This window comes from Thalassospira sp. MCCC 1A01148, assembly GCF_001613795.1.
Classification (GTDB): Bacteria; Pseudomonadota; Alphaproteobacteria; order Rhodospirillales; family Thalassospiraceae; genus Thalassospira.
The window spans coordinates 127,387-151,547 of the sequence record NZ_LPVZ01000022.1; the positions used below are offsets into that span (position 1 = coordinate 127,387).

The 24,161-nt window shown below is 55.5% G+C and carries 23 protein-coding genes; 20 read left to right on the top strand and 3 right to left on the bottom strand.

The features are described 5' to 3' along the window. The first annotated feature begins 252 nt into the window (after positions 1-252). From AUQ43_RS18080 to AUQ43_RS18150, 15 genes are all read left to right on the top strand, one after another. Positions 253-999: a YebC/PmpR family DNA-binding transcriptional regulator gene (locus AUQ43_RS18080; protein WP_062957710.1), complete on the top strand. Its 747-nt coding sequence runs from the start codon at positions 253-255 to the stop codon at positions 997-999. Between the two features lie 34 nt (positions 1,000-1,033). Further along, complete coding sequence (gene ruvC, locus AUQ43_RS18085) at positions 1,034-1,612, top strand: crossover junction endodeoxyribonuclease RuvC (protein ID WP_062957711.1); 579 nt, start codon at positions 1,034-1,036, stop codon at positions 1,610-1,612. Next, a complete protein-coding gene (gene ruvA, locus AUQ43_RS18090; protein ID WP_062957712.1) occupies positions 1,609-2,304 on the top strand; it encodes a Holliday junction branch migration protein RuvA in 696 nt (231 codons plus the stop codon). Before ruvC ends, ruvA begins: the two co-directional genes overlap by 4 nt. Beyond that, entirely contained in the window at positions 2,301-3,362 is a 1,062-nt protein-coding gene (gene ruvB, locus AUQ43_RS18095) for a Holliday junction branch migration DNA helicase RuvB (protein WP_062957713.1), read from the top strand. Before ruvA ends, ruvB begins: the two co-directional genes overlap by 4 nt. Further along, positions 3,362-3,823, top strand: coding sequence for a YbgC/FadM family acyl-CoA thioesterase (locus AUQ43_RS18100; protein WP_062957714.1), 462 nt, complete (start codon positions 3,362-3,364; stop codon positions 3,821-3,823). The genes ruvB and AUQ43_RS18100 overlap by 1 nt, the downstream gene beginning before the upstream one ends. 7 nt (positions 3,824-3,830) lie before the next feature. Further along, a complete protein-coding gene (tolQ, locus tag AUQ43_RS18105; RefSeq protein ID WP_062957715.1) occupies positions 3,831-4,562 on the top strand; it encodes a protein TolQ in 732 nt (243 codons plus the stop codon). 2 nt (positions 4,563-4,564) lie between these two features. Next, positions 4,565-5,017, top strand: coding sequence for a protein TolR (tolR, locus tag AUQ43_RS18110; protein ID WP_062957716.1), 453 nt, complete (start codon positions 4,565-4,567; stop codon positions 5,015-5,017). 7 nt (positions 5,018-5,024) lie between these two features. Next, positions 5,025-5,981, top strand: coding sequence for a hypothetical protein (locus tag AUQ43_RS18115; RefSeq protein ID WP_062957717.1), 957 nt, complete (start codon positions 5,025-5,027; stop codon positions 5,979-5,981). Between the two features lie 39 nt (positions 5,982-6,020). Next, complete coding sequence (gene tolB, locus AUQ43_RS18120; RefSeq protein ID WP_062957718.1) at positions 6,021-7,391, top strand: Tol-Pal system beta propeller repeat protein TolB; 1,371 nt, start codon at positions 6,021-6,023, stop codon at positions 7,389-7,391. Positions 7,392-7,520: 129 nt separating this feature from the next. Next, positions 7,521-8,015 carry a peptidoglycan-associated lipoprotein Pal gene (pal, locus tag AUQ43_RS18125; protein WP_062957719.1) on the top strand — a complete coding sequence of 165 codons (495 nt, stop codon included), beginning with the start codon at positions 7,521-7,523 and terminating at the stop codon, positions 8,013-8,015. Between the two features lie 153 nt (positions 8,016-8,168). Beyond that, a complete protein-coding gene (ybgF, locus tag AUQ43_RS18130) occupies positions 8,169-9,227 on the top strand; it encodes a tol-pal system protein YbgF (protein ID WP_062957831.1) in 1,059 nt (352 codons plus the stop codon). Positions 9,228-9,236: 9 nt separating this feature from the next. Further along, complete coding sequence (gene tilS / locus AUQ43_RS18135) at positions 9,237-10,691, top strand: tRNA lysidine(34) synthetase TilS (protein ID WP_084272161.1); 1,455 nt, start codon at positions 9,237-9,239, stop codon at positions 10,689-10,691. Between the two features lie 85 nt (positions 10,692-10,776). Beyond that, positions 10,777-12,720, top strand: a complete 1,944-nt coding sequence (gene ftsH, locus AUQ43_RS18140; protein ID WP_062957721.1) for an ATP-dependent zinc metalloprotease FtsH — start codon at positions 10,777-10,779, stop codon at positions 12,718-12,720. 13 nt (positions 12,721-12,733) lie between these two features. Then, on the top strand, positions 12,734-13,849 hold the full coding sequence (folP, locus tag AUQ43_RS18145) for a dihydropteroate synthase (RefSeq protein WP_062957722.1): 1,116 nt from the start codon (positions 12,734-12,736) through the stop codon (positions 13,847-13,849). A gap of 265 nt (positions 13,850-14,114) precedes the next feature. Then, positions 14,115-14,900, top strand: coding sequence for a response regulator transcription factor (locus AUQ43_RS18150; protein WP_062957832.1), 786 nt, complete (start codon positions 14,115-14,117; stop codon positions 14,898-14,900). A 67-nt stretch (positions 14,901-14,967) separates the two neighbouring features. Here the strand turns inward: AUQ43_RS18150 and AUQ43_RS18155 are convergent, their stop codons facing one another. Together AUQ43_RS18155 and AUQ43_RS18160 are read right to left on the bottom strand one after the other, a co-directional pair. Next, positions 14,968-16,962, bottom strand: a complete 1,995-nt coding sequence (locus AUQ43_RS18155; protein ID WP_062957723.1) for a 7TM-DISM domain-containing protein — start codon at positions 16,960-16,962, stop codon at positions 14,968-14,970. Continuing rightward, complete coding sequence (locus tag AUQ43_RS18160; RefSeq protein WP_181838551.1) at positions 16,959-18,965, bottom strand: ATP-binding protein; 2,007 nt, start codon at positions 18,963-18,965, stop codon at positions 16,959-16,961. The genes AUQ43_RS18155 and AUQ43_RS18160 overlap by 4 nt, the downstream gene beginning before the upstream one ends. A gap of 273 nt (positions 18,966-19,238) precedes the next feature. On the opposite strand from AUQ43_RS18160, the gene glmM reads away from it, so the two are divergent. From glmM to AUQ43_RS18180, 4 genes are read left to right on the top strand one after another with little or no spacing between them, the layout of a single operon-like run. Then, entirely contained in the window at positions 19,239-20,588 is a 1,350-nt protein-coding gene (gene glmM / locus AUQ43_RS18165) for a phosphoglucosamine mutase (RefSeq protein ID WP_062957833.1), read from the top strand. 49 nt (positions 20,589-20,637) lie between these two features. Next, positions 20,638-21,435: a bifunctional hydroxymethylpyrimidine kinase/phosphomethylpyrimidine kinase gene (gene thiD, locus AUQ43_RS18170; protein ID WP_062957725.1), complete on the top strand. Its 798-nt coding sequence runs from the start codon at positions 20,638-20,640 to the stop codon at positions 21,433-21,435. A 50-nt stretch (positions 21,436-21,485) separates the two neighbouring features. Next, on the top strand, positions 21,486-22,028 hold the full coding sequence (locus tag AUQ43_RS18175) for a DinB family protein (protein ID WP_062957726.1): 543 nt from the start codon (positions 21,486-21,488) through the stop codon (positions 22,026-22,028). Positions 22,029-22,059: 31 nt separating this feature from the next. Continuing rightward, positions 22,060-22,398, top strand: a complete 339-nt coding sequence (locus AUQ43_RS18180) for a hypothetical protein (protein WP_114129835.1) — start codon at positions 22,060-22,062, stop codon at positions 22,396-22,398. A 5-nt stretch (positions 22,399-22,403) separates the two neighbouring features. Here AUQ43_RS18180 and AUQ43_RS18185 read toward each other — a convergent pair whose 3' ends face one another. Next, positions 22,404-23,279: an AEC family transporter gene (locus AUQ43_RS18185; protein WP_062957728.1), complete on the bottom strand. Its 876-nt coding sequence runs from the start codon at positions 23,277-23,279 to the stop codon at positions 22,404-22,406. A 229-nt stretch (positions 23,280-23,508) separates the two neighbouring features. On the opposite strand from AUQ43_RS18185, the gene AUQ43_RS18190 reads away from it, so the two are divergent. Next, the gene (locus tag AUQ43_RS18190) at positions 23,509-24,144 is read left to right on the top strand and encodes a D-glycero-beta-D-manno-heptose 1,7-bisphosphate 7-phosphatase (protein ID WP_062957729.1); all 636 of its coding nucleotides are present in this window, start codon (positions 23,509-23,511) and stop codon (positions 24,142-24,144) included. Positions 24,145-24,161 lie beyond the last annotated feature (17 nt).

A 24,161-nucleotide genomic window follows, 5' to 3' on the forward strand; every position in this document is an offset into this window, starting at 1 on the left:
CCAAACAGGGTTCGCTGCGTTCCCGTCGCCCGGTGCTGCCTGTGATCCCGGCGAGTTGGCAAGCATGGCTGGACCTTGCACGGCAAACAGGATATAGGAGCTGTCGAAATTTTCGTTCGCGTATGTTGCAGATGTGAATGCACAGCTTGCACATGCCCGGGCGGGCTGGTCTGTCAGGGAAGGCCCGTATGACCGGCGTGGTATCTCCCGATACCGTTCCAACACAAGTTCAATGACTACAGGTTTTAGGTTATGGCCGGCCATTCCCAATTTAAAAACATCATGCACCGCAAAGGTGCGCAGGACAAAAAGCGCGCCAAGATCTTCACCAAACTCGCGCGCGAAATTACCGTTGCGGCGAAAATCAGCGAAGACGTCGATAGCAACCCGCGCCTGCGTGCGGCGATTGCTGCAGCGCGTGCGCAGAACATGCCCAAGGATAACATCGATCGCGCCATCAAAAAGGCGACCGGTGCGGGCGAGGGCGATAACTACGAAGAAGTCCGTTACGAGGGTTATGGCACTGCAGGTGTCGCCGTCATTGTTGAAGCTCTGACCGATAACCGTAACCGGACCGCTTCCGAAGTTCGTGCAGCCTTCACTAAACACGGTGGCAACCTTGGCGAAACCGGTTCGGTTGGTTTCATGTTCAACCGTCTGGGCGAAATCGTCTATCCGGCCGACAAGGCCGATGCCGACGAAATCTTCGAAGCGGCCCTTGAAGCCGGTGCTGCCAACGCGGAATCTGATGACGAAAACCACATCATCGATACCGAACTCGAAGAACTCAACGCTGTGCGTGAAGCCCTGACCGAAAAATTCGGCGATCCGGAAAGCGCAAAAATGGTCTTCCGGGCAACTACCGAGGCGGACATTACCGTCGATCAGGCACAAAGCATCATGAAGCTTGTCGATGTCCTTGAAGATAACGACGACGTCCAGAATGTTTGGACCAACGTTAACTGGACAGACGAAATCGTTGCTGGTCTCGACAACTAATTAACATTTGCCAACACCCGCCTTTCGCTTTTGAATGGCGGGTGTTTTGTATCTGCAATCCGGTTTTCTTTTGGGGGAAGTAGTGGTCAGAGTGCTCGGGATTGATCCCGGTCTGCAACGAACCGGTTGGGGTGTCATTGACCTCGACAATAACCGCATGCGTCATGTCGCCAATGGTGTGGTGACATCCACCCAAGCCCTGACCCTTGCCGAACGCCTCGACCAGCTCCATACCGGCCTGATCGAAGTCATCAAGCTCTGGACGCCTGACGAAGCCGCGGTCGAGGAAACCTTTGTGAACAAGAACCCGGTTTCCACCCTGAAACTGGGGCAGGCACGCGGGGTGGCCTTGCTTGCGCCGGCGCGTAACGGCATCCCGGTAACGGAATATACACCCAATGCCGTCAAAAAGACTGTTGTTGGCGCAGGTCATGCTGCCAAACAGCAGGTCGAAATGATGGTTTCGACCCTGCTGCCGGGATGTGAGATCGTCGGGCCGGATGCGGCGGACGCCCTTGCCGTTGCCATCTGCCACGCGCAACATGCCGGAAACCGGTCGCTTGCCAATTCGATGGCAGCGCACCCAACACGAAACGGGAGAAAATACAGGTGATCGCCAAACTGCGCGGAATTGTGGATTTCATCGGTGAAGACAGCGTTATCATTGATGTGAACGGTGTCGGGTATCTGGTCTTTGCATCGCGCCGCACCCTTTCCATGCTGCCGCCCAAGGGCGGGGATGCCGGGCTGATGATCGAAACCCATGTCCGCGAAGATCACATTCATCTGTATGGTTTTGCCGACAACGCCGAAAAGCAATGGTTTGCCTTGCTGACCACCGTGCAAGGTGTGGGCGCCAAGGTCGCGCTGGCGCTGTTGTCTGTTTTGACCCCGACTGATCTTTTGCGTGCGCTGGCGGCCCAGGACACCACGGCACTTTGCCGCGCACCGGGTATCGGGCCAAAGGTCGCAACCCGCATCGTTGGCGAACTGAAAGACAAGGCCGCAAAACTGAACCTTGGCCCGGTTGCAGCCCCTGCGGCTCCCGCCGTCGAAGACGCAAAACCAGCCGCAAAACCCAAAAAAACCGCCAAACCCGCACCGGATGTGAGCGCCGACACAGCCCCGGCAGAACCTGTTGTGGATGATAGCGTCGTTTTGGCAGATGCGGTATCGGCACTGGTCAATCTCGGTTATGGCCGCTCCGAGGCGTTTGGTGCGGTGGGCAAGGCCGCGCAGCAAGCGGGTGACGACAAGTCGATCGATACCCTGATCCGTCTGGGACTAAAGGAGCTTAGCGCGTGAGCGAAGAAGAAGACCGTCTGCTCAGTGGCGAGCGTCGCGAAGAAGACCAACAGGATGGATCGCTGCGTCCCCGTCGGCTTGATGATTTTACCGGCCAGAAAGAAGTGCGTGAAAACCTTGATGTTTTCATCAAGGCCGCCAGTGCCCGCGATGAGGCCATGGACCATGTCCTGTTCTTTGGTCCGCCGGGCTTGGGGAAAACCACACTTTCGCAAATCGTTGCCAGTGAACTCGGTGTCGGCTTTCGCGCCACATCCGGCCCGGTAATTGCCAAGGCCGGGGATCTGGCCGCCCTTCTGACCAACCTTCAACCGCGCGATGTTTTGTTTATTGACGAAATCCATCGCCTGAACCCGGCGGTGGAGGAAATCCTTTATCCGGCGATGGAAGACTTCCAGCTTGATCTGATCATCGGCGAGGGGCCAGCAGCCCGTTCGGTGCGGATTGACTTGCCGCCCTTCACCCTTGTGGGGGCCACGACCCGTTCGGGCCTTCTGACCACGCCGCTCCGTGATCGTTTCGGTATCCCGTTGCGTTTGCGGTTCTATGAGCCCGAAGAACTGGTTAGCATCGTTGCCCGTGGTGCGCGGCTTCTGAATTTCGACATGACCGAAGAAGGTGCCATGGAAATCGCCCGTCGGTCGCGCGGCACCCCGCGTATCGCCGGTCGCCTGTTGCGCCGTGTGCGTGATTTTGCTGCGGTGGCGGAAAAATCCCCGGTCGATAAATTTATTGCCGATGCCGCCCTGACCCGGCTTGAGGTCGATAACCTTGGTCTTGATAGTCAGGACCGGCGTTACCTTAATTGTATCGCCAGCAACTATGGCGGCGGTCCTGTCGGTGTCGACACGCTTGCCGCGGCCCTGTCTGAAGAACGCGATACCATCGAAGACGTCATTGAGCCTTATTTGCTGCAACAAGGCCTGATCCAGCGAACCCCGCGCGGGCGCATGCTTGGTGTTAAGGGCTTTAAGCATCTAGGTCTGACCCCGCCGCGCGAAGCGGGCGGGATGCCGCTTTCCGATCTGTTTGACGGGCAGGCGGGGGACGATTCCTGATGTCACAAAAAGATCATGATGCCCTTTTGGGATGGCTTGACGGCAATAAGCACATCTATCCGCTTATTGTTTATTACGAAGATACGGATGCAGGCGGCATCGTCTATCACGCCAGTTATCTGGCATTTGCCGAACGTGCACGTTCAGCGATGCTTAACCTGTTGGGCTTTACCAATCGAAATGTTGCAGAACGCCACAAAGTTGCCATAGCCGTTCGACACTGTACGCTCGACTTTCGACGTGCCGCACAGTTGGAAGATCGCCTGACGGTTGAAAGCCGGGTGATCAAGCTTGGGGGCGCATCGCTTGGTTTTGAACAAAAGATCATGCGTGATGGCGAAGAACTGGTGGTGATCGAGATTTATCTCGCCTGCATGTCGTTGGAAGAACTTCGGGCACAACGCCTGCCTGATGAACTAAGAACAGTATTTAATCGATGTCTTGATGTGACAAAGGACTGACGGGAATATGGAAAATCAAGTGGTCGACGCGGTAACGCTGGGGCAGTCGGTCATGGCGCATGACATGTCTTTATGGGGACTGTTCATGCAGGCTGGGCTTGTCGTCAAATCTGTGATGATCGGGCTTTTGCTGGCTTCTGTCTGGGTTTGGGCAATTGTGATCGAGAAAGTCCTGCGGCTGCGCAAATTGCGTGCGCAGGCCCACACTTTCGAAGAAGCCTTCTGGTCGGGCGGATCGCTTGAAGATCTCTATGATCGCATCGCCGATCAGCCGCGCGATCCGATGTCAGCCATCTTTGTTTCGGCCATGCGTGAATGGCGTCGTTCTAACGCAAAGGGTGTCCATGGTGATACCATGCGTGCCCGCCTTCAGCAGCGCCTTGAAAAATCCATGGAAATCACGCTCGGCCGTGAAATGGACCGGGTTGAACGCTACATGACGTTCCTGGCATCTGTCGGTTCGACCGCACCGTTTGTTGGTCTGTTCGGCACCGTCTGGGGCATCATGGTGTCGTTCCAGTCGATTGCCGCATCCAAGAACACGTCATTGGCTGTTGTCGCACCGGGTATTGCCGAGGCGCTTTTTGCAACCGCCATGGGCCTTGTTGCCGCTATTCCGGCGGTGGTTGCCTATAACAAGATTTCCAGTGACCTGAACCGTTACAGCAATCGCCTTGAAGCTTTCGTGGACGAGTTTTCCTCGATCCTTTCGCGCCAACTTGACGACACGAGAGACTGATCATGGGCGCTCAACTTGCCAAATCAGGCGGAGGACGCCGTCGCGGTCGTCGGGGTAACCGGCGCGCCGCAATGAGTGACATCAACGTCACGCCGATGGTTGATGTCATGCTGGTGCTGCTCGTGATCTTCATGGTCGCGGCCCCCTTGATGACGGTTGGTGTCGAGGTTGATCTGCCGGAAACCAGTGCCGCGCCGATGACCGGGCAGGACGAACCGCTGGTGGTGTCGGTTTCGGCCGAAGGCACGATCTACATCATGGATAGTGAAATCGCGCAGGACACCCTGACCGAAAAGCTGGCGGCCATCACCGACAACAAGGCCGATACCCGCATCTTCGTGCGCGGGGACAAGTCAATTGACTATGGCCGTGTGATGGAAGTCATGGGGCTGATCAAGGATGCCGGCTTTACCAAGGTGGCGTTGATCGCGGAACTGCCGGCACGGGATTCGTAATCGAATTATGCTGCGTTATGCTCTCATATCGCTTGGTTTGCATGTTGCGCTGTTTTTGGTGGCGTGGCTTGGCTTGCCGGATCTGTTTGATGAAACACCGCTGGATCTGCAGTCCATTTCGGTCGAAGTCGTGACGGTTGATGAATTCTCTGCCGCCCCGACCAAGGCGTTGCCAAAGCCTGAACCGAAAGAAGAACCCAAACCGGCCCCGAAACCGGAACCAAAACCCAAGCCCGAACCCAAGCCGGAGCCGAAACCCGAGCCAAAACCGGAGCCGAAGCCCGAACCCAAACCGGAACCAAAACCAGAGCCGAAGCCTGAGCCAAAACCTGAGCCAAAACCGGAACCCGTTCCCGAGCCGAAGCCCGAACCGGTTCCAACGCCTGAGGTCAAAAAAGAGCCAGAGCCAGAACCGCAGCCAACAGAACTTGCCGCCGTAAAACCGACAAGCAAGCCGACACCGCCCAAACCGGAACCGGTCAAAAAACCGGAGCCGAAAAAGGAAGAGCCGAAGAAACGCGACCTGATGAGCGTTCTTAAGGATGTCAGCAAGCTTAAGGAAACATCGGAGGCGACATCTGAACCGCAGCCTGACGAAGCGCCGCAGGAAAATGCCAGCGAGGTTGTGGCAACGCGGCTTGATGCCAATCTGACCATGAGCGAGCTTGATGCCGTGAAACGTCAGATTGAAAAATGCTGGAGCCCGCCGGCAGGGGCGAAGGAAGCAGGCAACTTTGCAGTGGAAATTCATGTCAGCGCAAACCCGGACGGAACCGTCCGTCAGGCGCGGATTAGCAACCGCAGCGACATCCAGGGCGATACTTCCCGCCGTACGATTGCGGAAAGCGCGCTTCGAGCAGTGCTAAATCCGCAATGCAGTCCTCTAAAACTGCCGCTGGATAAATACGAAATGTGGCGCACATTCACGTTCAATTTTGACATGCGTGAAATGCTGGGCCTTTAAGGATAAACTCCTGATACGCATGGAAAAGAGTGAGGCAGGATGACGATCAAGACCAACGCAATAAAACGATTTTGGGTAACACGCAGTGTCGCGGCACTGTGCGCCCTTGCCGTTGTCGCTGGCCTGAATGTCGGGTTCATGTCGCCAGCACAGGCGGAACTCCGGATTGATATTACCCGGGGTGAACTGAAACCGATGCCAATTGCCGTCACCCGCTTTCCGGGCGAAGGCGTTGCCGAAACCGAGATCGGTCAGAACCTGACACAGGTTATCGCCGCCGATCTTGAACGTTCGGGGCTGTTTTCACCAATCGATGAAAAGGCATTCATTCAAAGTGCCGCGTCATTGGCGGTAAACCCGAACTTTGCAGAATGGCGCGCGATCAATGCCCAGGCGTTGGTCAATGGCCGTGTCGTGACCGAACCAAACGGTCTTCTGCGGGTTGAGTTCCGCCTTTGGGATGTCTTGGCCGAAACCCAGATGTCGGGTGTGGCCTATCGTACGCAGCCCAACAACTGGCGTCGCATCGCGCACAAGATCGCCGATGAGATTTACAAGCGTATCACCGGTGAAACCGGCTATTTCGATACGCGTGTTGTGTATGTTTCTGAAAGTGGTCCGGCTGATAACCGGACCAAACGTCTGGCCATCATGGATCAGGATGGTGCAAATCACCGCTTCCTGTCCGATGGCCGGTTCCTTGTGCTGAACCCGCGCTTCTCGCCGACAGCACAGGAAGTGGTTTACATGTCGTATTTCAACGACAAGCCGCGCGTCTATGTTTTGGATATTGATAGTGGCGAACTGGAACTGCTGGGTGATTTTCCGGGGATGACGTTTGCGCCCCGATTCGCGCCAGACGGGAACTCGGTTGTGATGTCACAAGCGCTTGACGGGAACAGTGAGATTTATGGACTGGACCTGCGCACGCGTGAAAAGCGTCAGCTGACGCGTCATCCGGCCGTGGATACCTCGCCTTCCTATTCGCCTGACGGTTCGCGCATTGCGTTCAACTCCGACCGCAGTGGGGCACAACAACTTTATGTGATGAATGCGGATGGTAGCGGCGCACAACGGATCAGTTTCGGTGGCGGGCGCTATGCCACACCGGTCTGGTCGCCGCGCGGTGACCTGATTGCATTCACCAAATCTGAAGGAGGTCGTTATTATATCGGCGTCATGCGGCCAGACGGCAGTGGAGAAAGGCTGCTGGCCGAAGGGTACCTCGTAGAGGGACCAACATGGGCGCCGAACGGTCGAGTTTTGATGTACTACCGCCAGCACCCGTCCAGGGACGGGACCAAGGATCGCTATCGCTTGTATTCGATTGATCTTACCGGTTATAACGAACGAGAGATCGTTACACCGGCGGATGGGTCGGATCCAGCATGGTCACCCTTGATTCCCTGATATCTCAAGAGTATAGTCATCGCGAAGCACTGAATGCGATTCGCTTTAATCGCGGGCATTTTCGGTGTCGCGAGACATGGAAAACACCAACCTCGGGCGAATGCGTCCGGTGTTAAGGGGAAAACTTAAATGAAACTTCGTATTCTCAGCGTTTTTGCTGCTGCCGCACTTCTGGCTGCATGTGAAACTGCACCTGATAGCACGGCGACCACTGGTGGCGACGGTGCAAGCACTTCTTCTAGCGCGTCGACCACGACCTCTCTGTCTGAAGACAGCCCAGAGTGGTTCGCTGTCAATGTTGGTGACCGCGTCTTCTTTGGCTTCGACAAATACGATCTTGCCGGTGAAGCACGTCGCACCCTGGAACTGCAGGCTGCTTGGCTGAAGAAATATCCGCAGTACAAAGTTGTTGTTGAAGGTCATGCCGACGAGCGCGGCACCCGTGAATACAACCTTGCACTCGGCGAACGCCGCGCAAACTCGGTCAAAGATTACCTGATCGCACTGGGCATTGACCCGTCGCGCATCGAAACGATTTCTTACGGCAAAGAGCGCCCGGTTGCTCTTGGCCATGACGAAGAAAGCTGGGCGAAAAACCGCCGCGCTGTTTCGGTTATCCGTTAAGCGCGTGCAGGTGAAAGCCTGACTTGACGATCAAGGCGCCTGTCCCGCTCGGGGCAGGCGCCTTATTTTTGCCGCCTGAAAATGTTTGAAAGTCACGACATGAGTTTTCATAGTGGACTTTCAAAGACTGAATTGACGACAAAGGACCCGCAAATGATCCGTGTTCGATCCGCCATTTCGCCAAGAAGCCGGCCCCAAAGCCGCAACGTCATCATGGCCCTGGCCATTGGCGCTGTATTTGGCATGACATCACTCGGGTCTCAGCCGGTTCATGCGCAAGACGCCAATATGTCGCGCCAGGTCGAGCAGCTGCGAAAGGATCTCGATCTGTTGCAGCGCTATGTCTATCGTGAAGGCACCGGTGATGCCGCACAGGCAGCTGCGTCGTCATCTGGTGGCGGGGCCTCAACACCGGCGGCTGCACGCCAGCAAGTCCAGATCAGTGATCTGGAGCGCACCACCAGCCAACTGACCGGACAGCTCGAACAGTTCGACTTCCGCATTCGCAAAATGGAAGACCGTCTGGAACGTCTGGTTGCCGATATTGATTTCCGCCTCAGCCAGCTTGAAGGCGGCGCGGTTTCGACAAATGGCACGAATGCCGACGGTACAGCGGCCCCACAGGCAACGGGCACTGCTGAACAAGGTACCAATGCCGCCCCGACTTCCGGTCAGGGCGGAGCAGGTAGTGGCGAAACGCTTAATGATCGTGGCACCAAACTGTTTGGCGTGATCGAGAACGAAGGTCAGCCGCCGCAAATTCCAAGTGGCACGGCAGCCTCCAATAGCGCGGCACCGACCCAAAGTGCGGCGGCAAGCGCCAGCACCCCCGAAGAACAGTACCGCGAGGCCTTTGGTCTTTTGCGCAAACAGGATTTCCAGGCCGCCGAACAGGCGCTTGGCAATTTCGTGGAGAACCATCCCAACGATCCGTTGGCTGGCAACGCGCAATATTGGCTGGGTGAAACCTATTATGTGCGTGGTCAGTATGAAAATGCTGCCATCGCCTTTACCGAAGGGTTCCAGACCTATCCCGACAGCACCAAGGCACCGGACAATCTTCTGAAGCTCGGCATGTCGCTGGCAAATCTTGGCAAGAACGAAGATGCCTGCACGGCCTTCAGTCACCTGATCGACAATTTCCCGAACGCATCGAATGTTGTTCTGGATCGTGCCCGTCAGGAAAGCAACAACCGCGGTTGTCCGCAGTAATTCAGTCCAATGATCGGCAACGTTACGTCATCATATGATCGGAGTACGGCGTCCAGTGGAACTCCACTGGACGCCGTTGTCTTTGATGAGTTGATGGTCTCCTTTGCGCCATTTGAAGCCAATCCGTACCTCCTTGTCGGGGTTTCCGGCGGGGCTGACAGCATGGCGCTTGCCCTTTTGGCCCATGACTGGTGTCAGGCGCGTGGTGGGCGTGTGGTTGCGGTTACCGTTGATCACGGTCTGCGCAAGGCCGCCGCGGACGAGGCGCGCTGGGTCGCAAACGAACTTGCCCGATACGGGATTGAACACATCACCAGGGTCTGGCAGGGCCCAAAACCGACCGGGGCGCTACAGGAAAAAGCCAGACAGGCCCGCTACCGGATTTTTGACGACCTGATGCGCGACATCGGCATTTTCCATTTGCTGATTGCCCATCACGCCAATGATCAACGCGAAACCATTGCCATGCGTCAGGAACGCGGGGCAACGGCACTTGGTCAGGCCGGGATGTCCGCCCGTCGCTATTTGCGCAATGGGCGTCTTCTGCGGCCACTGCTTGGCATTCCCAAAACGGATCTGATCGCAACCCTGATCAAACGGGGGCAGCCATGGATCGAAGACCCGTCCAATATCGATAACACCTATGAGCGCGTGCGTGTGCGCAAGGCGCTTGGCGCCAAGCCAGCCTCTGATTTCGAAACAGGGCAACGTGCCGCCATCCGTCTTGCCGAAGAACAGCAGATTGGTCGTCTGTTGGCCGCTGCCGTCACCCTGCATTCCAATGGTGTGGCGATCATTGACCCGAAGGTTTTCCTTGCTGCCCGTGGGGTTGCCGATACGGCAATTCACGCGCTGGGGCAGGTGGTGCGAACAATTGGCGGGGCAGCTTACATGCCAGCGCGCGACAAGCTGCACGGGGCGATGGACCGCCTTGCCATGGACAATACTGCGCGCATCAGTTTGGGCGGTTGTGTGTTGCATGGCCGCAAAGGCATGGTTTGCGTCTATCGCGAATTTGGACGTATGGCACAGGACGCAATGGCGCTGGATACAGAATCGTGCTCCAAATCTGTGCGTGTGCGCTTTGATAATCGCTTTGAATGGCAGGCCGATGCAGCGGCTTTGTCGGCGCAAACCGGGCTTTGGATCGGGCCGCTTGGTCTTTGTGATGTGTTTCACACGAAGTCTTTTCGCAGTGCATTGCGTGAAATTGCACCATTTATTGGTAATTTACCGCGCGCAGCCCTTGCATCCATGCCTGCACTCTACGATAAAGAAGGCTTGTTATCCGTTGGCGGGCTTGAGGTTTCGGAGCTTTCCGACGTACTATCCGCCGCCGGTTGCGAACGGCCTCTGGGCAGGGGCCAGATCGCATCAGGTGGCAGTTGGCAGTTTGCGCCGCAAGTACCTTTGTGGGAAAGTGGTTTCAAATCGTCACCGAAACCCGACAACCTACTTGCGTAAGCGGGGCTTATGACTATTTGATTGTCAGACCCTGCGCAGGAAGTTTTGCGTCACGGCACACACAAATTGCGACCAGTAGCTTGGAATGAATATGGGAAAAAATCTCGCACTGTGGGTTATTATCGCCATCCTTTTGGTGGCGCTGTTTAACCTGTTTCAGTCGCCCTCCGGACGGTCCAGTCAGTCGTCGCTGGCATTTTCGGACTTCCTGGCCGAAGTGGATTCAGGCCAGATTTCCGAAGTCACCATCCAGGGCAACAACCTGACTGCAGAAACGCGCGACGGTCGCTCTGTTAATGTTTACACCCCGGATTATCCGAACCTCGTTGAAAAGCTGAACGACAAGGGCGTGCGCATCATCGCACAGCCTGAAGAAAGCCTGTCTCCGTTGATGAGCGCTTTGATCAGCTGGTTCCCGATGCTTCTGATCATCGGTGTCTGGATCTTCTTCATGCGTCAAATGCAGGGCGGCGGCGGCAAGGCCATGGGCTTTGGCAAGTCCAAGGCCAAAATGCTGACCGAGAAGTCCGGCCGCGTGACCTTCGAAGATGTTGCCGGCATCGAAGAAGCCAAGGGCGAGCTTGAAGAAGTCGTCGACTTCCTGCGCGATCCGCAGAAGTTCCAGCGCCTTGGCGGTAAAATCCCCAAAGGCATGCTGCTTGTCGGTCCTCCGGGTACCGGTAAAACCCTTCTGGCGCGTGCGATTGCTGGCGAAGCAAACGTTCCGTTCTTCACCATTTCGGGTTCTGACTTCGTTGAAATGTTCGTTGGTGTCGGTGCATCGCGTGTGCGTGACATGTTCGAACAGGGCAAAAAGAACGCACCTTGCATCATCTTCATCGATGAAATCGACGCTGTGGGCCGCCATCGTGGTGCCGGTCTTGGCGGCGGTAACGATGAACGCGAACAGACGCTCAACCAGCTCCTTGTCGAGATGGATGGTTTCGAAGCCAACGAAGGCGTGATCCTGGTGGCTGCAACCAACCGTCCGGATGTTCTGGACCCGGCATTGCTGCGTCCCGGTCGTTTTGACCGTCAGGTCGTCGTGCCGAACCCGGATCTGGAAGGCCGTGAACGCATTCTTGGTGTCCATGCGCGTAAAGTTCCGCTGGGCCCGGATGTTGAACTGCGTACGGTTGCCCGTGGTACCCCGGGCTTCTCGGGTGCTGATCTTGCAAACCTTGTCAACGAGGCAGCATTGCTTGCAGCCCGTCTTGGCAAGCGCGTTGTCACCATGGCCGATTTCGAAAACGCCAAGGATAAAGTCATGATGGGGGCTGAACGTCGCTCCATGATCATGACCGATGACGAGAAGAAGCTGACCGCCTATCACGAAGGTGGCCACGCACTGGTTGCACTTCACACACCTGCATCCGATCCGATCCACAAGGCCACCATCATCCCGCGCGGTCGCGCACTGGGTATGGTGATGCGTCTGCCGGAACGTGATCAGGTGTCCAAGTCCTATGAACAGCTGATTTCCGACCTTGCGGTTGCCATGGGTGGCCGCGTTGCCGAGGAAATCATCTTTGGCAAGGACAAGGTCACCACGGGGGCATCTTCGGACATCAACATGGTGACGCAATATGCGCGCAAGATGGTGACCGAGTGGGGCTTCTCCGACAAATTGGGTAACGTCAAATATGTTGATAACCAGGAAGAAGTCTTCCTTGGTCACAGCGTTGCCCAGCACAAAAACGTTTCGGAAAAAACCGCGCAACTCATTGACGAGGAAGTCCGTCGTTACTCTGACGAGGCTTATGAATTCGCCAAGCGCGTTCTGACCGAACATCTTGATGACCTGCACAAACTTGCCAAAGGTCTTCTGGAATATGAAACCCTGTCGGGTAGTGAAATCGACGCGTTGCTGCGCGGCGAGGAAATCAACCGTCCGGGCCATTCTTCCGGTGGCGGCAAGGATGCTGGTGGCGGACGCCGTTCGACGGTGCCCAGCTCCGGTGGTGCACGCAAAGACAACCCTGGTGACGGCGGCGGGGACCTCTCCCCGGAACCGCAACCGGGAAGCTAACAGAAAGAGACTGATGGACGAGATCAAACGATCGGTCCTGCGAAGCCCCGCCGATGTGCGGGGCTTTGCCGATTTTGAAGGACCGCTTTACTACGCACCGACCGGTTTCATCGACCATGCTGATGATCCCAATACCTTGCCACTCGCCGGATCACGACGGGGCTTTTCCGCGCTTGAAATCATCCGTCGTCGCGAAGGCGGTGGTGCCGAAAGCATGATTCTGCCATTGCTTGCCCTTGAAGGCTGGGTCCAGAACAGCGGCCGTGTGGATGAAATCAATGCAGTACTTGATCGACTGATGGCCAAGCGCCCGGATTATGCCGGACTTGATATGGCATCCTGTCATGTGATGGGCATTATCAATGTCACGCCTGACAGTTTTTCTGATGGTGGCGACTACAATACGACCGAACAGTCTGTAGCGCGCGCCGAAGCCATGATAGAGCAGGGCGCATCAATCATTGATGTCGGCGGGGAATCTACCCGCCCGGGGGCCGATGACGTTTCCGAGGACGAAGAGATTAACCGCGTCGTTCCGGTCATTCGGGAACTCGCTGCCAAGGGGCATGTGGTTTCCATCGATACCCGCCATGCAACAGTCATGGAGGCCGCAATTGAAGCCGGGGCTGCCATCATCAATGATGTTACCGGCCTTGAAGGCGATGAACGTTCCATGGAAGTTGCTGCCGCATCAGGCAAGCCTGTCATGCTGATGCATATGCAGGGCGAACCCGGCACGATGCAGGCAGACCCGCAATATGACTGCGCGCCGCTTGATATCTATGACTATCTGCTCGATCGCATCGAAAGCTGCGAGCGGGCGGGGATTTCACGCGATCGCATCTGCATTGATCCGGGCATCGGCTTTGGCAAGACGCTGTCGCATAATCTTGAACTTCTGTCGCGTCTGGCCATCTTTCATGGTTTGGGCTGTCCGATCCTGCTGGGCACGTCGCGCAAATCGTTCATTGGTAAAATTGATCCCAAGGCGGATCCCAAGCAACGTCTTGGCGGATCGATTGCCTCTGCGGTTAACGGATGGCGTCATGGCGTTCAAATGATCCGCGTGCATGATGTTCCCGAAACAGTGCAGGCCATCTCGGTCGCAAGCTCCTCGGCGGTTGTATAATGGTGTACGACGGGTATCGTCTGCACGTATAACTTGTCTTCTGCCGAACATCGTTTAAAACAAGGCCCGCCACCGGTTTATGCGTTGCATATTACCAGTGGCGGGCCTTTTGCATTGGGGGGACGGGATTCTGGCATTTTCTGACCATTCATGGTTGGGGCTTGCAGAATTGGCACAATGGCCACATACCTTTGGGTATTAAGTAAAAGTGGCATCAAAGTCACAATTTAAGGTTGGACAAACAAGCGAACGCGAAGGTCTTTATATGAACGAGATTGGCAGAGCGGCGCAGTCGGTTCCCGACGATGCGGCGTCTGGCTGGAATGCAATGGCACACTGTGTTTACGTCGTGGAAGACAACACGGACCTTAACAAGGATCTGTGTGAGTATCTTGAGATGTGCGGTTTGGAAGTGGTCGGCTGTGAAACCGGTGCTGCTTTCTATCGTGCGCTCGACGCGCGCAAACCCGATGCTGTCATTCTTGATATCATGCTGCCGGATGCAGACGGTTATCAGCTGGCACAACATGTCCGCAAGACCGTCGATTGCGGTATCATGATGCTGACCTCGCTTTCCGGGATGGACTATCACCTTACCGGTTACAAATCCGGTGCCGATGTATATCTGACCAAAGACAGTCCGCTTTCGGTGATTGAGGCAGCCCTCAAGCCGCTCCTGCGTCGTGCATCACGGGGCGAGGATGAAACGTCAGATGAAACGACCCCTGACGATCACTGGGTCCTTGATCTTCTTAACTGGACGTTGCGCAATCCTGACGGCACCGAAGCCAAGCTCACCGCGACCGAACGCACAATCATCAAGCTTCTGATTGAGGCCAATGGTGCGTGGCTGACGCGTCCGGAAATTGTCGAGGCGCTCGGCAAGGCCGACACGGCCGAAAATTGCCGCAACCTTGATACAGCCATTCGCCGTGTTCGCCAGAAGATCGTCAAGGAAATTGGCGAAGAGTTACCGGTGCGGACCGCCTATGGGCGTGGTTACGCCTTTGCCTCACCTGCCACCGTTTCCGGTGAGGCTGAGGCGTCCTGACGCCCCGCACTTTCCACGACAGATCATGAGGCCGGTTGTCCGGCACCGCCAAACTGGCGTTGTCGCGCTATTCACTTGGCAGAATCAGGCAAAGCTCGATACCTGTGCCACCGCGGTCACGCAGGGTAATGGAACCGCCGTGGGATGCGACAATGCGTTGTGAAATGTTCAGTCCGAGTGCGCGACTCAGGGCCTGTGTTTCCATATCACGTCTGAACAGGGCATCCGCGATCAGACCGATTTCGGTGTCGTCCAACTCGTCGCCGCTGCACGGGATTCTGATTTCGACCAGTGTTTCTTTTGGCCGATAGAGGTTGATGTGTATTGGCCTGCCATGCGCAAAGCGCCGGGACGTCTCGATCAGGTTGGTGATGGCCAACGCCATCAATGTTTCGTCGATGAAAACCTCGGCACCGGCTGTTTCATGGCATGTCACCAGGATTTCTGCACCTTCACGGGTGGTTTGCGCGGCAAATTCCGCAAGGAAGCGATCAACCTGGACTGTCGTTCGTTCAAGCGACAGGTCGTGCGTATCAATGCCATCCTTGCTCAGGAAAACATCCACCAGTCGGGCCAGTTTCCGCGCCTGAAGCTGAATGCGCTGCAAACGTTCAAGAACATCACCCCTGTGGTTTTTAAGGCGCAGCATCAGCATTTCAGATGATCGCTGGATCACGGCAAGCGGGGTGCGGAATTCATGTGACAGCATTGAAATCAGGTTGCGCTGTTCTTCAACCAGATTGGTGGTTTCTGCCGCCCTGATTGTCATCACCCGGCGTTCTTTATCCAAATAGGACAGACGTGCCGCCATCAGGATTGCCATCCCGGTCAGGTGAAACAGCAAGGTAAACTGATGAAGTTCAAGTCGGGCAGGCGTCGCATCAATTAAACCGCTGTGCGACAGTTGAAGAAGCACGGCCGGGCCCGTCGGCAGAACAAGCAAAATCAGATATGCCCAGTTAAGCCAGTTCCGCCAATCCTGGACCGCACGGATCGCCAGAAAAACACACATCAGGATCATGAATGCCGAATGGCTCGGGACAATATAGGTGCCAAAAACGGTATAGAGGTCGCTTGTTGAGCTGACAACAAAGCCAAAAATGACACATGCATAGGCGATGCCGAAAAGGTAAAGCGGCAGCATGCGTTTTCTAAGCTCGACGATATGCATCCACAGCAACACGGTGCCGCAATAGGAAATGATATTTATCACGCCAAGAAGCAGATCATTTACCCATGGCAGCTCCGGGCGCAAAACGCCAAGCGCGATACCATTCACAATGGCAACTGTTGTCCCCACCGCGGCAACCCATACACCATAAGTGGCGACAATCACGTCACGCAGCATCAGGCCAAGTGCCAAATAAGCCAGCCCCAGGGTTACAATCAGGCCAAAGAAAATATTGGTCGCAACGTTGCGCTTTGTCAGCGATGCGATCAGGTCATTGGCAGGCCACAGCGTTAAGCGCAAAAGGTTTGCGCTGTTGCTCTCGACCCGGATGATCAAGCGGTACTCACCCGGTTCAAGCACGGGCAAAGATGCAAGCTGTGCCGTGCCGGCAACCGGGCGTTCACTGGCAGGGATATTGTCGCCAAGCTTGACCTGCCAGATCGGTTCGCCCTGATCGGCCTTGAAAAGGTAAAGGTCAATAAAGTTCAAATAGCTTGGGCCAACTTCGATGGTCGGTGATTGCGCAAGCGTGCCTTCAATCCCAAGCTTGACCTGATGCCAGATGATATCGGTTGTATAGCCAAATGACGGAATGGCCGTTGTCTGCTCAAATGCATTTTGTGGCAGGCCCAGAATATCTTGCAGACCAAGCGACTGCGTGGCGTCAACATAGGACGACACATAGGGCGTCAGATCAATCGTGTCATTGAGCGGGGCTGTCACGGTTGCGCTGGTTTTGCCGACGTCCTCGGCCCCGGATTGCGCATGGACAGGGGTGCCGGTCACTGCCATCGCAGCAAGCAGTATCAGGAAAGCCATCCGGGCCAACAGACGATTGCCCGCACTTGCGGTGGTTTTCGCCTGCGTAAATTTGCGGGAGATCAGCTTCATTCGTCTGTCTCCCTGTTGCTCGGCTTGCGTCTTGAACCGCCCATAACCCGCAAAAGGACGTCGTTGGTTTTTAAAACAGTCGCATCCTTGTTGAAGGGAAGTTTGATCAGGATGGTGGTGCCGCCTTTTTCGCCGACATTGACCGACAGGGACCCGTCATGTGCTTCAACAATGCGGCGTGTCAGATGCAGGCCAAGGCCGACCCCTTGTGTTTTTGCGGCTTCACGACCGCGATAAAACGCATTCAACACATTGCTGAGGTCCTCGGCCGCGATGCCGGGGCCTTCATCTACAACGCGGATATAGACATAGCCATTGGCCGATCTGTTGCACGCGATCCAGACAGCCGCACCCGGCGCATATTTCCGCGCATTCTCGATCAGGTTGACGATGGCGCGTTCCAGAAGGATGCGGTCAATATCGACAATTGCGAACTCGGAATTGATCAGATTGACGTTCTGTCCCGGCACTTCGCGGTGACGTCGCGCAATCAGGTCTGCAAGAAAAGCGTCAATCGCCACCGGCTCGCGAGTGGTCGTAAAGGTCGCGCTATCAAGTGTGTCCTTGGTCAGAAACGCATCGACAAGTCCGGATAACTGCGATGCATTATTTCGTATGGTGCCAAGCCTGTTATGAACGGCATCCTGTTCGCTGCTAAGATGCAGGCCCAGAATTTCAGAGGATCGCTGAATGATTGCCAGCGGTGTGCGAAATTCATGCGACAACATGGTGATGAATGCGCGTTGTTCACCAGCCAGCTGGCTGGCGCGCTGGTTCGATGCGGCGGCGTTCATTCGACGGTGGCTAAGCTTGTAGGTTCGCAACCCCATCGCGATGGCGATCATTGTCAGGTGAACCACCGAACTTGCCGAATAAATAGTGGTGGTAACTGCGTTGACCGGTATCACGCCAACCAAAAGCAACAGATGCGCAATCACCGCCATGGTCGGAACGCCAAGCGCAACCATCAGAAAACTGTGTTCAAGCACCTTTTTCTGCCGGATTCCCAGATACACCAGATAGATCAGAAGCGTCGAAAGCAGGATCACATCTGGAATGAAAAACAGCTTGGCAAAGATGATATAGGCATCCGTTGTTGCGGTCAGGAACCCGAGACCGGCAAGGAACGAGAACGTGGTCATCACCCGGTGGAGCCATCGGTTATGCCGATCAAGCTCGATAATATAGCTCCACATCGTAACACTTGTTGCAATCGCAAAGGCAGTGCCGGTTCCGGTCAGGAAGTCGCTTGTCAGATACCAGAGATCGGTGAACAGAAAATGTGCGTATCCCGAGACCCCGAAATTGATCAGAAACAGCGAGAAGATATAGGCTGAATACCAGATGACGGCCTTGTCTGATGAAAGAACCCCAAGGGTCAGATACACCCCGAAAGCGACCATAAGAATGCCGAGGTAAATCCCCTTGGGGAAGCTGTTGCGGCCGATATTGGCGATTTGCTCTGTTTCAGGGACCAGTTGCGCCTGAAAGATATGGGCGCTGTTTGTTGTGATCGCGATGGTCAGCCAATAGTTGCCGGGTAAAAGTTCCGGCCATTCCGACAGATGCAAGAGACCGCGCACATCATTGTTGCCTTTGGGCAATCTGTCGCCAACACGATCACGCCAGATAACCGCACGGGTATCTTCCTTGACGATTGCCAGTTTGATGTCGTTCAAATAGGGCTGCCCCATCTCGATATAGGACTTTTCCTGCCCGCCCTGGTCGGTGTCTGAGACAGTGAACGCCGCACGATACCATACTGTATCTGGCGTATAGCCCGGACCTGCCGTGTTAAATACATCCTCAAACGCGTCATTCGGGATGTTTATAAGGTCGGCAGGAACATTGATCGTGTGGGGGGTGACCAGGCGCTGTAAAAATTGGCCAAGGATGATTGTACTTGTCGGCCCATTCATGCCGACAGTGAAATGTTGTTGGCTTGTATGTGCTTTCGCAGGGTAGGGGGACATGGCAAGGCAGACAGCGATGACGATTGTCATAACGCTAAATGCTGCCACCATCGAACGTAATTCGCGCAAAGCTCCCCCGAAAACAAACGCCTTCATCACATTCGTTTCTGATAGCGGGTTTTGACGCCAAGGTCATTGCTTTTATCAGAACTGTTTCATGTGACAGTGTTAACGGATTGGTTGCCAACTTGACGCTAGAATGTGGTGATTGCCTGTGGCAATGCGACGCCACTTTGATATAACCGGCATTCAGAATGGTTGGCAAAGGCAGACATGCCTGCAAAGCAAGCAGAGATACAGAATATGAGCCGCAAATATTTTGGCACCGATGGCATCCGCGGAACCGCCAACACGGCCCCGATGACAGCCGAGGTTGCCCTGAAAGTCGGGATGGCCGCAGGCCACTACTTCACCCGTGGCGATCACCGCCACAAGGTCGTGATTGGCAAGGATACCCGACTGTCGGGCTACATGCTTGAACCCGCCCTTGTCGCCGGTTTTACGTCGATGGGGATGGACGTGATGCTGGTCGGCCCGATGCCGACCCCGGCTGTCGCCATGCTGACCAAATCAATGCGCGCGGATATTGGTGTGATGATCTCTGCCTCGCACAATCCGTTTCAGGATAACGGTATCAAGCTGTTTGGCCCGGATGGCTTCAAACTGTCTGACGAGGTAGAGCTTGAAATCGAGGCCCTGATGGAAAGCGATCTGTCAGGCAAGCTGGTTCCTGCCAATGCACTGGGCCGTGCCAAACGCATCGACGACGCCCCGGGCCGCTATATCGAGGCCGTCAAATCGTCCCTGCCGGGTACTGTCTCGCTCGAAGGTCTGCGGATCGTGCTTGATTGCGCCCATGGTGCCGGATATTCCGTCGCGCCCAAGGTCCTGCGTGAACTGGGTGCGGACGTGATTGAAATTGGCACCAGCCCGAACGGCATGAACATCAATGATCAGTGTGGTTCGACCTATACCAAAACCATGTGTGACCGCGTTCTGGCCGAAAAGGCGGATGTCGGAATTGCCCTTGATGGCGATGCTGACCGCGTTCAGATGTGTGATGAAAAAGGCCATCTGATTGATGGTGATCAGTTGATGGGCCTTGTCGCAACCCATTGGAAGCGCACCGGGCAGCTGCGCGGCAATGCACTGGTCGCGACCGTCATGTCCAACCTTGGTCTTGAACGCTATCTTGAAAGCAACGATGTGCGTCTGATCCGTACCAAGGTGGGGGATCGCTATGTCGTTGAACAGATGCGTGCCCTTGATTGCAATGTTGGTGGTGAACAGTCCGGCCATATCGTGCTGTCGGACTTCGCATCAACCGGTGATGGCCTGCTGGCCGGTCTTCAGGTGCTTGCGGTACTTGCCAGCCGCGAAGGCCCGGTTTCCGAACTTAGCCGTGTGTTCGATCCGCTGCCACAGATCCTGAAAAACGTGCGCTATAGCGCGGGTTCCGATCCGCTGTCGCAAAGCAGTGTCATTGAGGCCATTTCCTCGGCTGAGCGTGCCTTTAACGGCGATGGCCGTGTCCTGATCCGTAAATCGGGCACCGAACCGTTGATCCGTGTCATGGCCGAAGGCGACGATGCGCTTAAGGTCGAACAGATCGTCGATGGTATCGTTGCTGAAATCACCGCCGTTGCCGGTTAAGTGAACATCGTGCGTCAAACCTGATTTTTGCAGGATAAGGAAGGGTTTTATGAAAGGTCGCGTCTTGATCATAGCCGGGTCGGATTGTTCCGGTGGGGCCGGTATTCAGGCCGATATCAAATCGGTGACCGCCCTTGGCGGCTATGCGGCGACTGCGATCACGGCGCTTACGGTGCAAAATACCACCGGAGTCTTCGATGTCTTGGGCATTGATCCCGACATGATCGTTCATCAGGCCACCGTGACGATTGATGATATCGGCGCGGATGCGCTTAAAACCGGCATGCTGCATTCAGTCCCGGTGATTACTGCCGTGGCGGAATTTATCAAATCAAAGGCTGCTGGTATTCCCGTCGTTGTTGACCCTGTGATGGTTTCGCAAAGCGGTTCACGCCTGCTTCAGGAAGACGCGGTCGAAGCCCTGATAACGCATATGGTGCCGCTGGCCACCGTCCTGACACCAAATATTCCCGAGGCAGAAGTACTATCAGGTATGAAAATCACCAGCGAAGGTGATATGATTGCTGCAGCGCACAAAATCGGCGATCTCGGTGCTGAGGCTGTCCTGATAAAAGGTGGTCACGCAGACGGGGATAAAATCGTCGATATCTTGTGGCGCCGGGATGGTGATGTCGAAGGCTATGAAGGCACGCGCATTCCGTCTGAAAATAATCATGGCACGGGCTGCTCGCTTGCAAGCGCCATTGCAACCGGGCTGGCACAGGGCATGGGGTTAAGTGACTCTGTGGCCCGCGCACGGGATTTCGTGCGTGAAGCCATCCGAACCGCGCCAGACTTTGGCAAAGGAAACGGTCCGCTAAACCATGCGCATCCTGTGACCGGTTGAGTCTCTCAACACGAATGTGACAGGACGCTGAAAGTTGGGACACTTGAGGTATGCCGGGCACATCGTTTTTCCATCAGGCGCGTAACAACGCCTGGTCAAATCACCGTTTGTATGGTGTCTGTCAGAAATTGACAGATCAGGAACTCGACACCAAACGAACGCCGTTTTCATCCTCCATTCTGCAGAACCTGAACCACATCCTGACCAATGACTGGTATTATCTTGATGCGCTGGTTGATGGCGGGCGCGGGCGGGGATGCTTTGCCGATGAAATGCCGTTTGCGGCCATTGATAAACTGGCCGCAGCCCAGCGGGATACGGATATGAGGCTGATGGCTTTTTGCGAGCAGCTCAACGACAAGGACGCCATTCGCAGCGTCGAACTGGTCCGCGAAGATGCCAGCAAGACGCATGATACCGTGGGCGATATCCTGTCACACCTGTTTGTCTATCAAACCCATCAGCGCGGGCAGGTCCATGCTCTTCTGGCCGTCACCAGTCAGGCAGCGCCACCCCTTGATGACTATCATCTTGAATATGATACACCCTTCCCGGGGATCGATTTTTCCGCTTTGGGACGAAAAGGGGCCTAGAGGTGCCTAAGGGATACAAATGAATACACGAATGCTACGGCGCGCAATTCTGGCAGCCGGTATTGCGGTTCTGGCGGTGGTCAGTTTCGGAAACCCGCACCGTCATATCGCCGATCTTTTCTGGCCGAATGATGCCGCGCCCTGGGAACAGGTGACCGCTGTCTATGTCCCCGATGTCAGCCAACCCACCCGGATCAAGATATCCGAGGCCGCCTTTGACAATCTTGATGCCTGCCAAAGCCACGTCATGGCGCAAGCCGCCGAACATGGTGACCCGGATCTTCAAAAGGGCCGGTTTGAATGCGCCATCGGATTTTATGCAGACAAGGACGATGGCACAGGCGGCGAGTACCGCCTGATCATCAAGTAAGCCGTTTACAGCACGTACCAAAGAAGGGCGGGCAGGGCGATGGCGGCAAGGAAGCTTGAACTGATGACAACACCAGCAACTTCTTCCGGTTCGCGGTTATAAAGCTGCGCAAACAGGTAGCAGAACACAGCAACCGGCATCGAACATTGCAAGATCACCACACCGCGTTCCATGCCGGTCAGTCCCATGACTTCTGAAAGACCCAAGCCAACCCCGAAACCCATGCCAAGACGCAAGAAGCTGAGCGCCGTGCTGCGCGCAAGGCTTACCGGACGGAGTTTTGCGAGCGATACACCAAGGGTAAACAGCATCAACGGAATGGTGAGCTGCCCAATCAGGTTGGTGGTGTTGTAAAGCCATTCTGGCACCGCGGTGTCGGTGGCAAGGAAGCCCGTGGCAATCAGGGTTGCCGGAATTATTGGCATCTTGGCCAGCGACTTGATGGAAAAACTGCCCGATACGAACGCAACACCGATGGTCAGCTGGATCACGACATAAGCTGCAAAGAACGCCACCGAAAGCGCAAGTCCTTCCTGCCCATAGGCCAGCAGACAAAGCGGCAAGCCTACGTTGCCAACATTTGGCCAGGTCAGCGACTGCAAATAGGTGCGTGGTGACAGATTAAAGACCTTAAGCACCGGCCAGCCGATCAGCGCAAAGATCACATTGGCGGCAAGGGCCGCCGTTCCCATTAGAACCAGTGTATCACCCCCAAGCTCCACGGTTGCAAGTGCGGCAAAGGTCAGACACGGCGTTGCGAAATAGGTAACGATGGATGTGACAAGGTTGGTGTCAAAATGTTTGCCGGCACGAGCCCAGAAATATCCCAGTCCGGTGGTGATAAAAACCGGGGCCAGAATCGCAAAAATATCGGCAAACATAAGGCGGCTTTCCTTGTGGGGCGTGTGATCACGGGACGTAATTTGAACCGAAATTCTCACGTCTTCCGGTTGCTCTGCAAGTGAATAATGGTAATACCAATTTCTTTTCCGTACTGTGCAAAACCGTGCAAACGGGGATCGCAGTGTGTGAAGTCTTGCTTTTCCAAACACCTTTGCGCCATTGTTGGTTGCGATCAGCCCCTAAATCCGACCACGCAAAAGGCCATCAATGACCGGCTCCGCCACCCAAACTGTCAAACGTCACATGATCGATCCGGCCCCGCGCTTTCGCGATCAGCGTCATCCGGTCCCGGCTGTTTTTCTAGATCGGGACGGGGTGATCAACGAAGAAGTTCACTATCTGTCAGATGTTGCCGATCTCAAGCTGATCAACGGTGCGGCTGATGCGATCAAACGACTGAATGACGCAGGTCTTGCAGTCATTGTCGTGACCAACCAGTCCGGTGTGGCGCGCGGCTATATCAGCGAAGACCAGCTTCTTGAAATCCACAAGGCGCTGGTCGCCATGCTTGCCGACAAGAAGGCCTCTGTGCAGGGAATTTACTATTCGCCGTATCATCCCGACGGCAAGGGTGACTATCGTCGCAACAGCACATGCCGCAAACCCGAACCGGGCATGCTTTTGGCAGCAAGCGACGAATTTGCCATCAACCTCTCAGACAGCATTCTGGTCGGCGACCGTATTAATGATATCCGTGCCGGGCGCGCGGCGGGCACACGCACCATCATGGTCAGAACCGGCCACGGGACCAAGGAAGCCATCCTGCCCGAGGCACAAGAAGCCGATTTCATCGCTGATGATCTGGCCGCTGCCGTTGATCACATCCTGACCAATATGGGGTAGGAATCCTGTGTGTGTCC

Excerpts from the sequence above, each read along its gene's own strand:
- ruvC (WP_062957711.1), top strand. The coding sequence starts at position 1,034 with ATGGCGGGTGTTTTGTATCTGCAATCCGGTTTTCTTTTGGGGGAAGTA.
- glmM (WP_062957833.1), top strand. The coding sequence starts at position 19,239 with ATGAGCCGCAAATATTTTGGCACCGATGGCATCCGCGGAACCGCCAAC.
- AUQ43_RS18080 (WP_062957710.1), top strand. The coding sequence starts at position 253 with ATGGCCGGCCATTCCCAATTTAAAAACATCATGCACCGCAAAGGTGCG.
- tolR (WP_062957716.1), top strand. The coding sequence starts at position 4,565 with ATGGGCGCTCAACTTGCCAAATCAGGCGGAGGACGCCGTCGCGGTCGT.
- tolB (WP_062957718.1), top strand. The coding sequence starts at position 6,021 with ATGACGATCAAGACCAACGCAATAAAACGATTTTGGGTAACACGCAGT.
- folP (WP_062957722.1), top strand. The coding sequence starts at position 12,734 with ATGGACGAGATCAAACGATCGGTCCTGCGAAGCCCCGCCGATGTGCGG.
- AUQ43_RS18150 (WP_062957832.1), top strand. The coding sequence starts at position 14,115 with ATGAACGAGATTGGCAGAGCGGCGCAGTCGGTTCCCGACGATGCGGCG.
- AUQ43_RS18100 (WP_062957714.1), top strand. The coding sequence starts at position 3,362 with ATGTCACAAAAAGATCATGATGCCCTTTTGGGATGGCTTGACGGCAAT.
- AUQ43_RS18185 (WP_062957728.1), bottom strand. The coding sequence starts at position 23,279 with ATGTTTGCCGATATTTTTGCGATTCTGGCCCCGGTTTTTATCACCACC.
- AUQ43_RS18115 (WP_062957717.1), top strand. The coding sequence starts at position 5,025 with ATGCTGCGTTATGCTCTCATATCGCTTGGTTTGCATGTTGCGCTGTTT.
- ybgF (WP_062957831.1), top strand. The coding sequence starts at position 8,169 with ATGATCCGTGTTCGATCCGCCATTTCGCCAAGAAGCCGGCCCCAAAGC.
- AUQ43_RS18190 (WP_062957729.1), top strand. The coding sequence starts at position 23,509 with ATGACCGGCTCCGCCACCCAAACTGTCAAACGTCACATGATCGATCCG.
- AUQ43_RS18180 (WP_114129835.1), top strand. The coding sequence starts at position 22,060 with ATGCTACGGCGCGCAATTCTGGCAGCCGGTATTGCGGTTCTGGCGGTG.
- AUQ43_RS18155 (WP_062957723.1), bottom strand. The coding sequence starts at position 16,962 with ATGAAGCTGATCTCCCGCAAATTTACGCAGGCGAAAACCACCGCAAGT.
- ftsH (WP_062957721.1), top strand. The coding sequence starts at position 10,777 with ATGAATATGGGAAAAAATCTCGCACTGTGGGTTATTATCGCCATCCTT.
- thiD (WP_062957725.1), top strand. The coding sequence starts at position 20,638 with ATGAAAGGTCGCGTCTTGATCATAGCCGGGTCGGATTGTTCCGGTGGG.
- AUQ43_RS18175 (WP_062957726.1), top strand. The coding sequence starts at position 21,486 with ATGCCGGGCACATCGTTTTTCCATCAGGCGCGTAACAACGCCTGGTCA.
- tilS (WP_084272161.1), top strand. The coding sequence starts at position 9,237 with ATGATCGGCAACGTTACGTCATCATATGATCGGAGTACGGCGTCCAGT.
- pal (WP_062957719.1), top strand. The coding sequence starts at position 7,521 with ATGAAACTTCGTATTCTCAGCGTTTTTGCTGCTGCCGCACTTCTGGCT.
- tolQ (WP_062957715.1), top strand. The coding sequence starts at position 3,831 with ATGGAAAATCAAGTGGTCGACGCGGTAACGCTGGGGCAGTCGGTCATG.
- AUQ43_RS18160 (WP_181838551.1), bottom strand. The coding sequence starts at position 18,965 with ATGACAATCGTCATCGCTGTCTGCCTTGCCATGTCCCCCTACCCTGCG.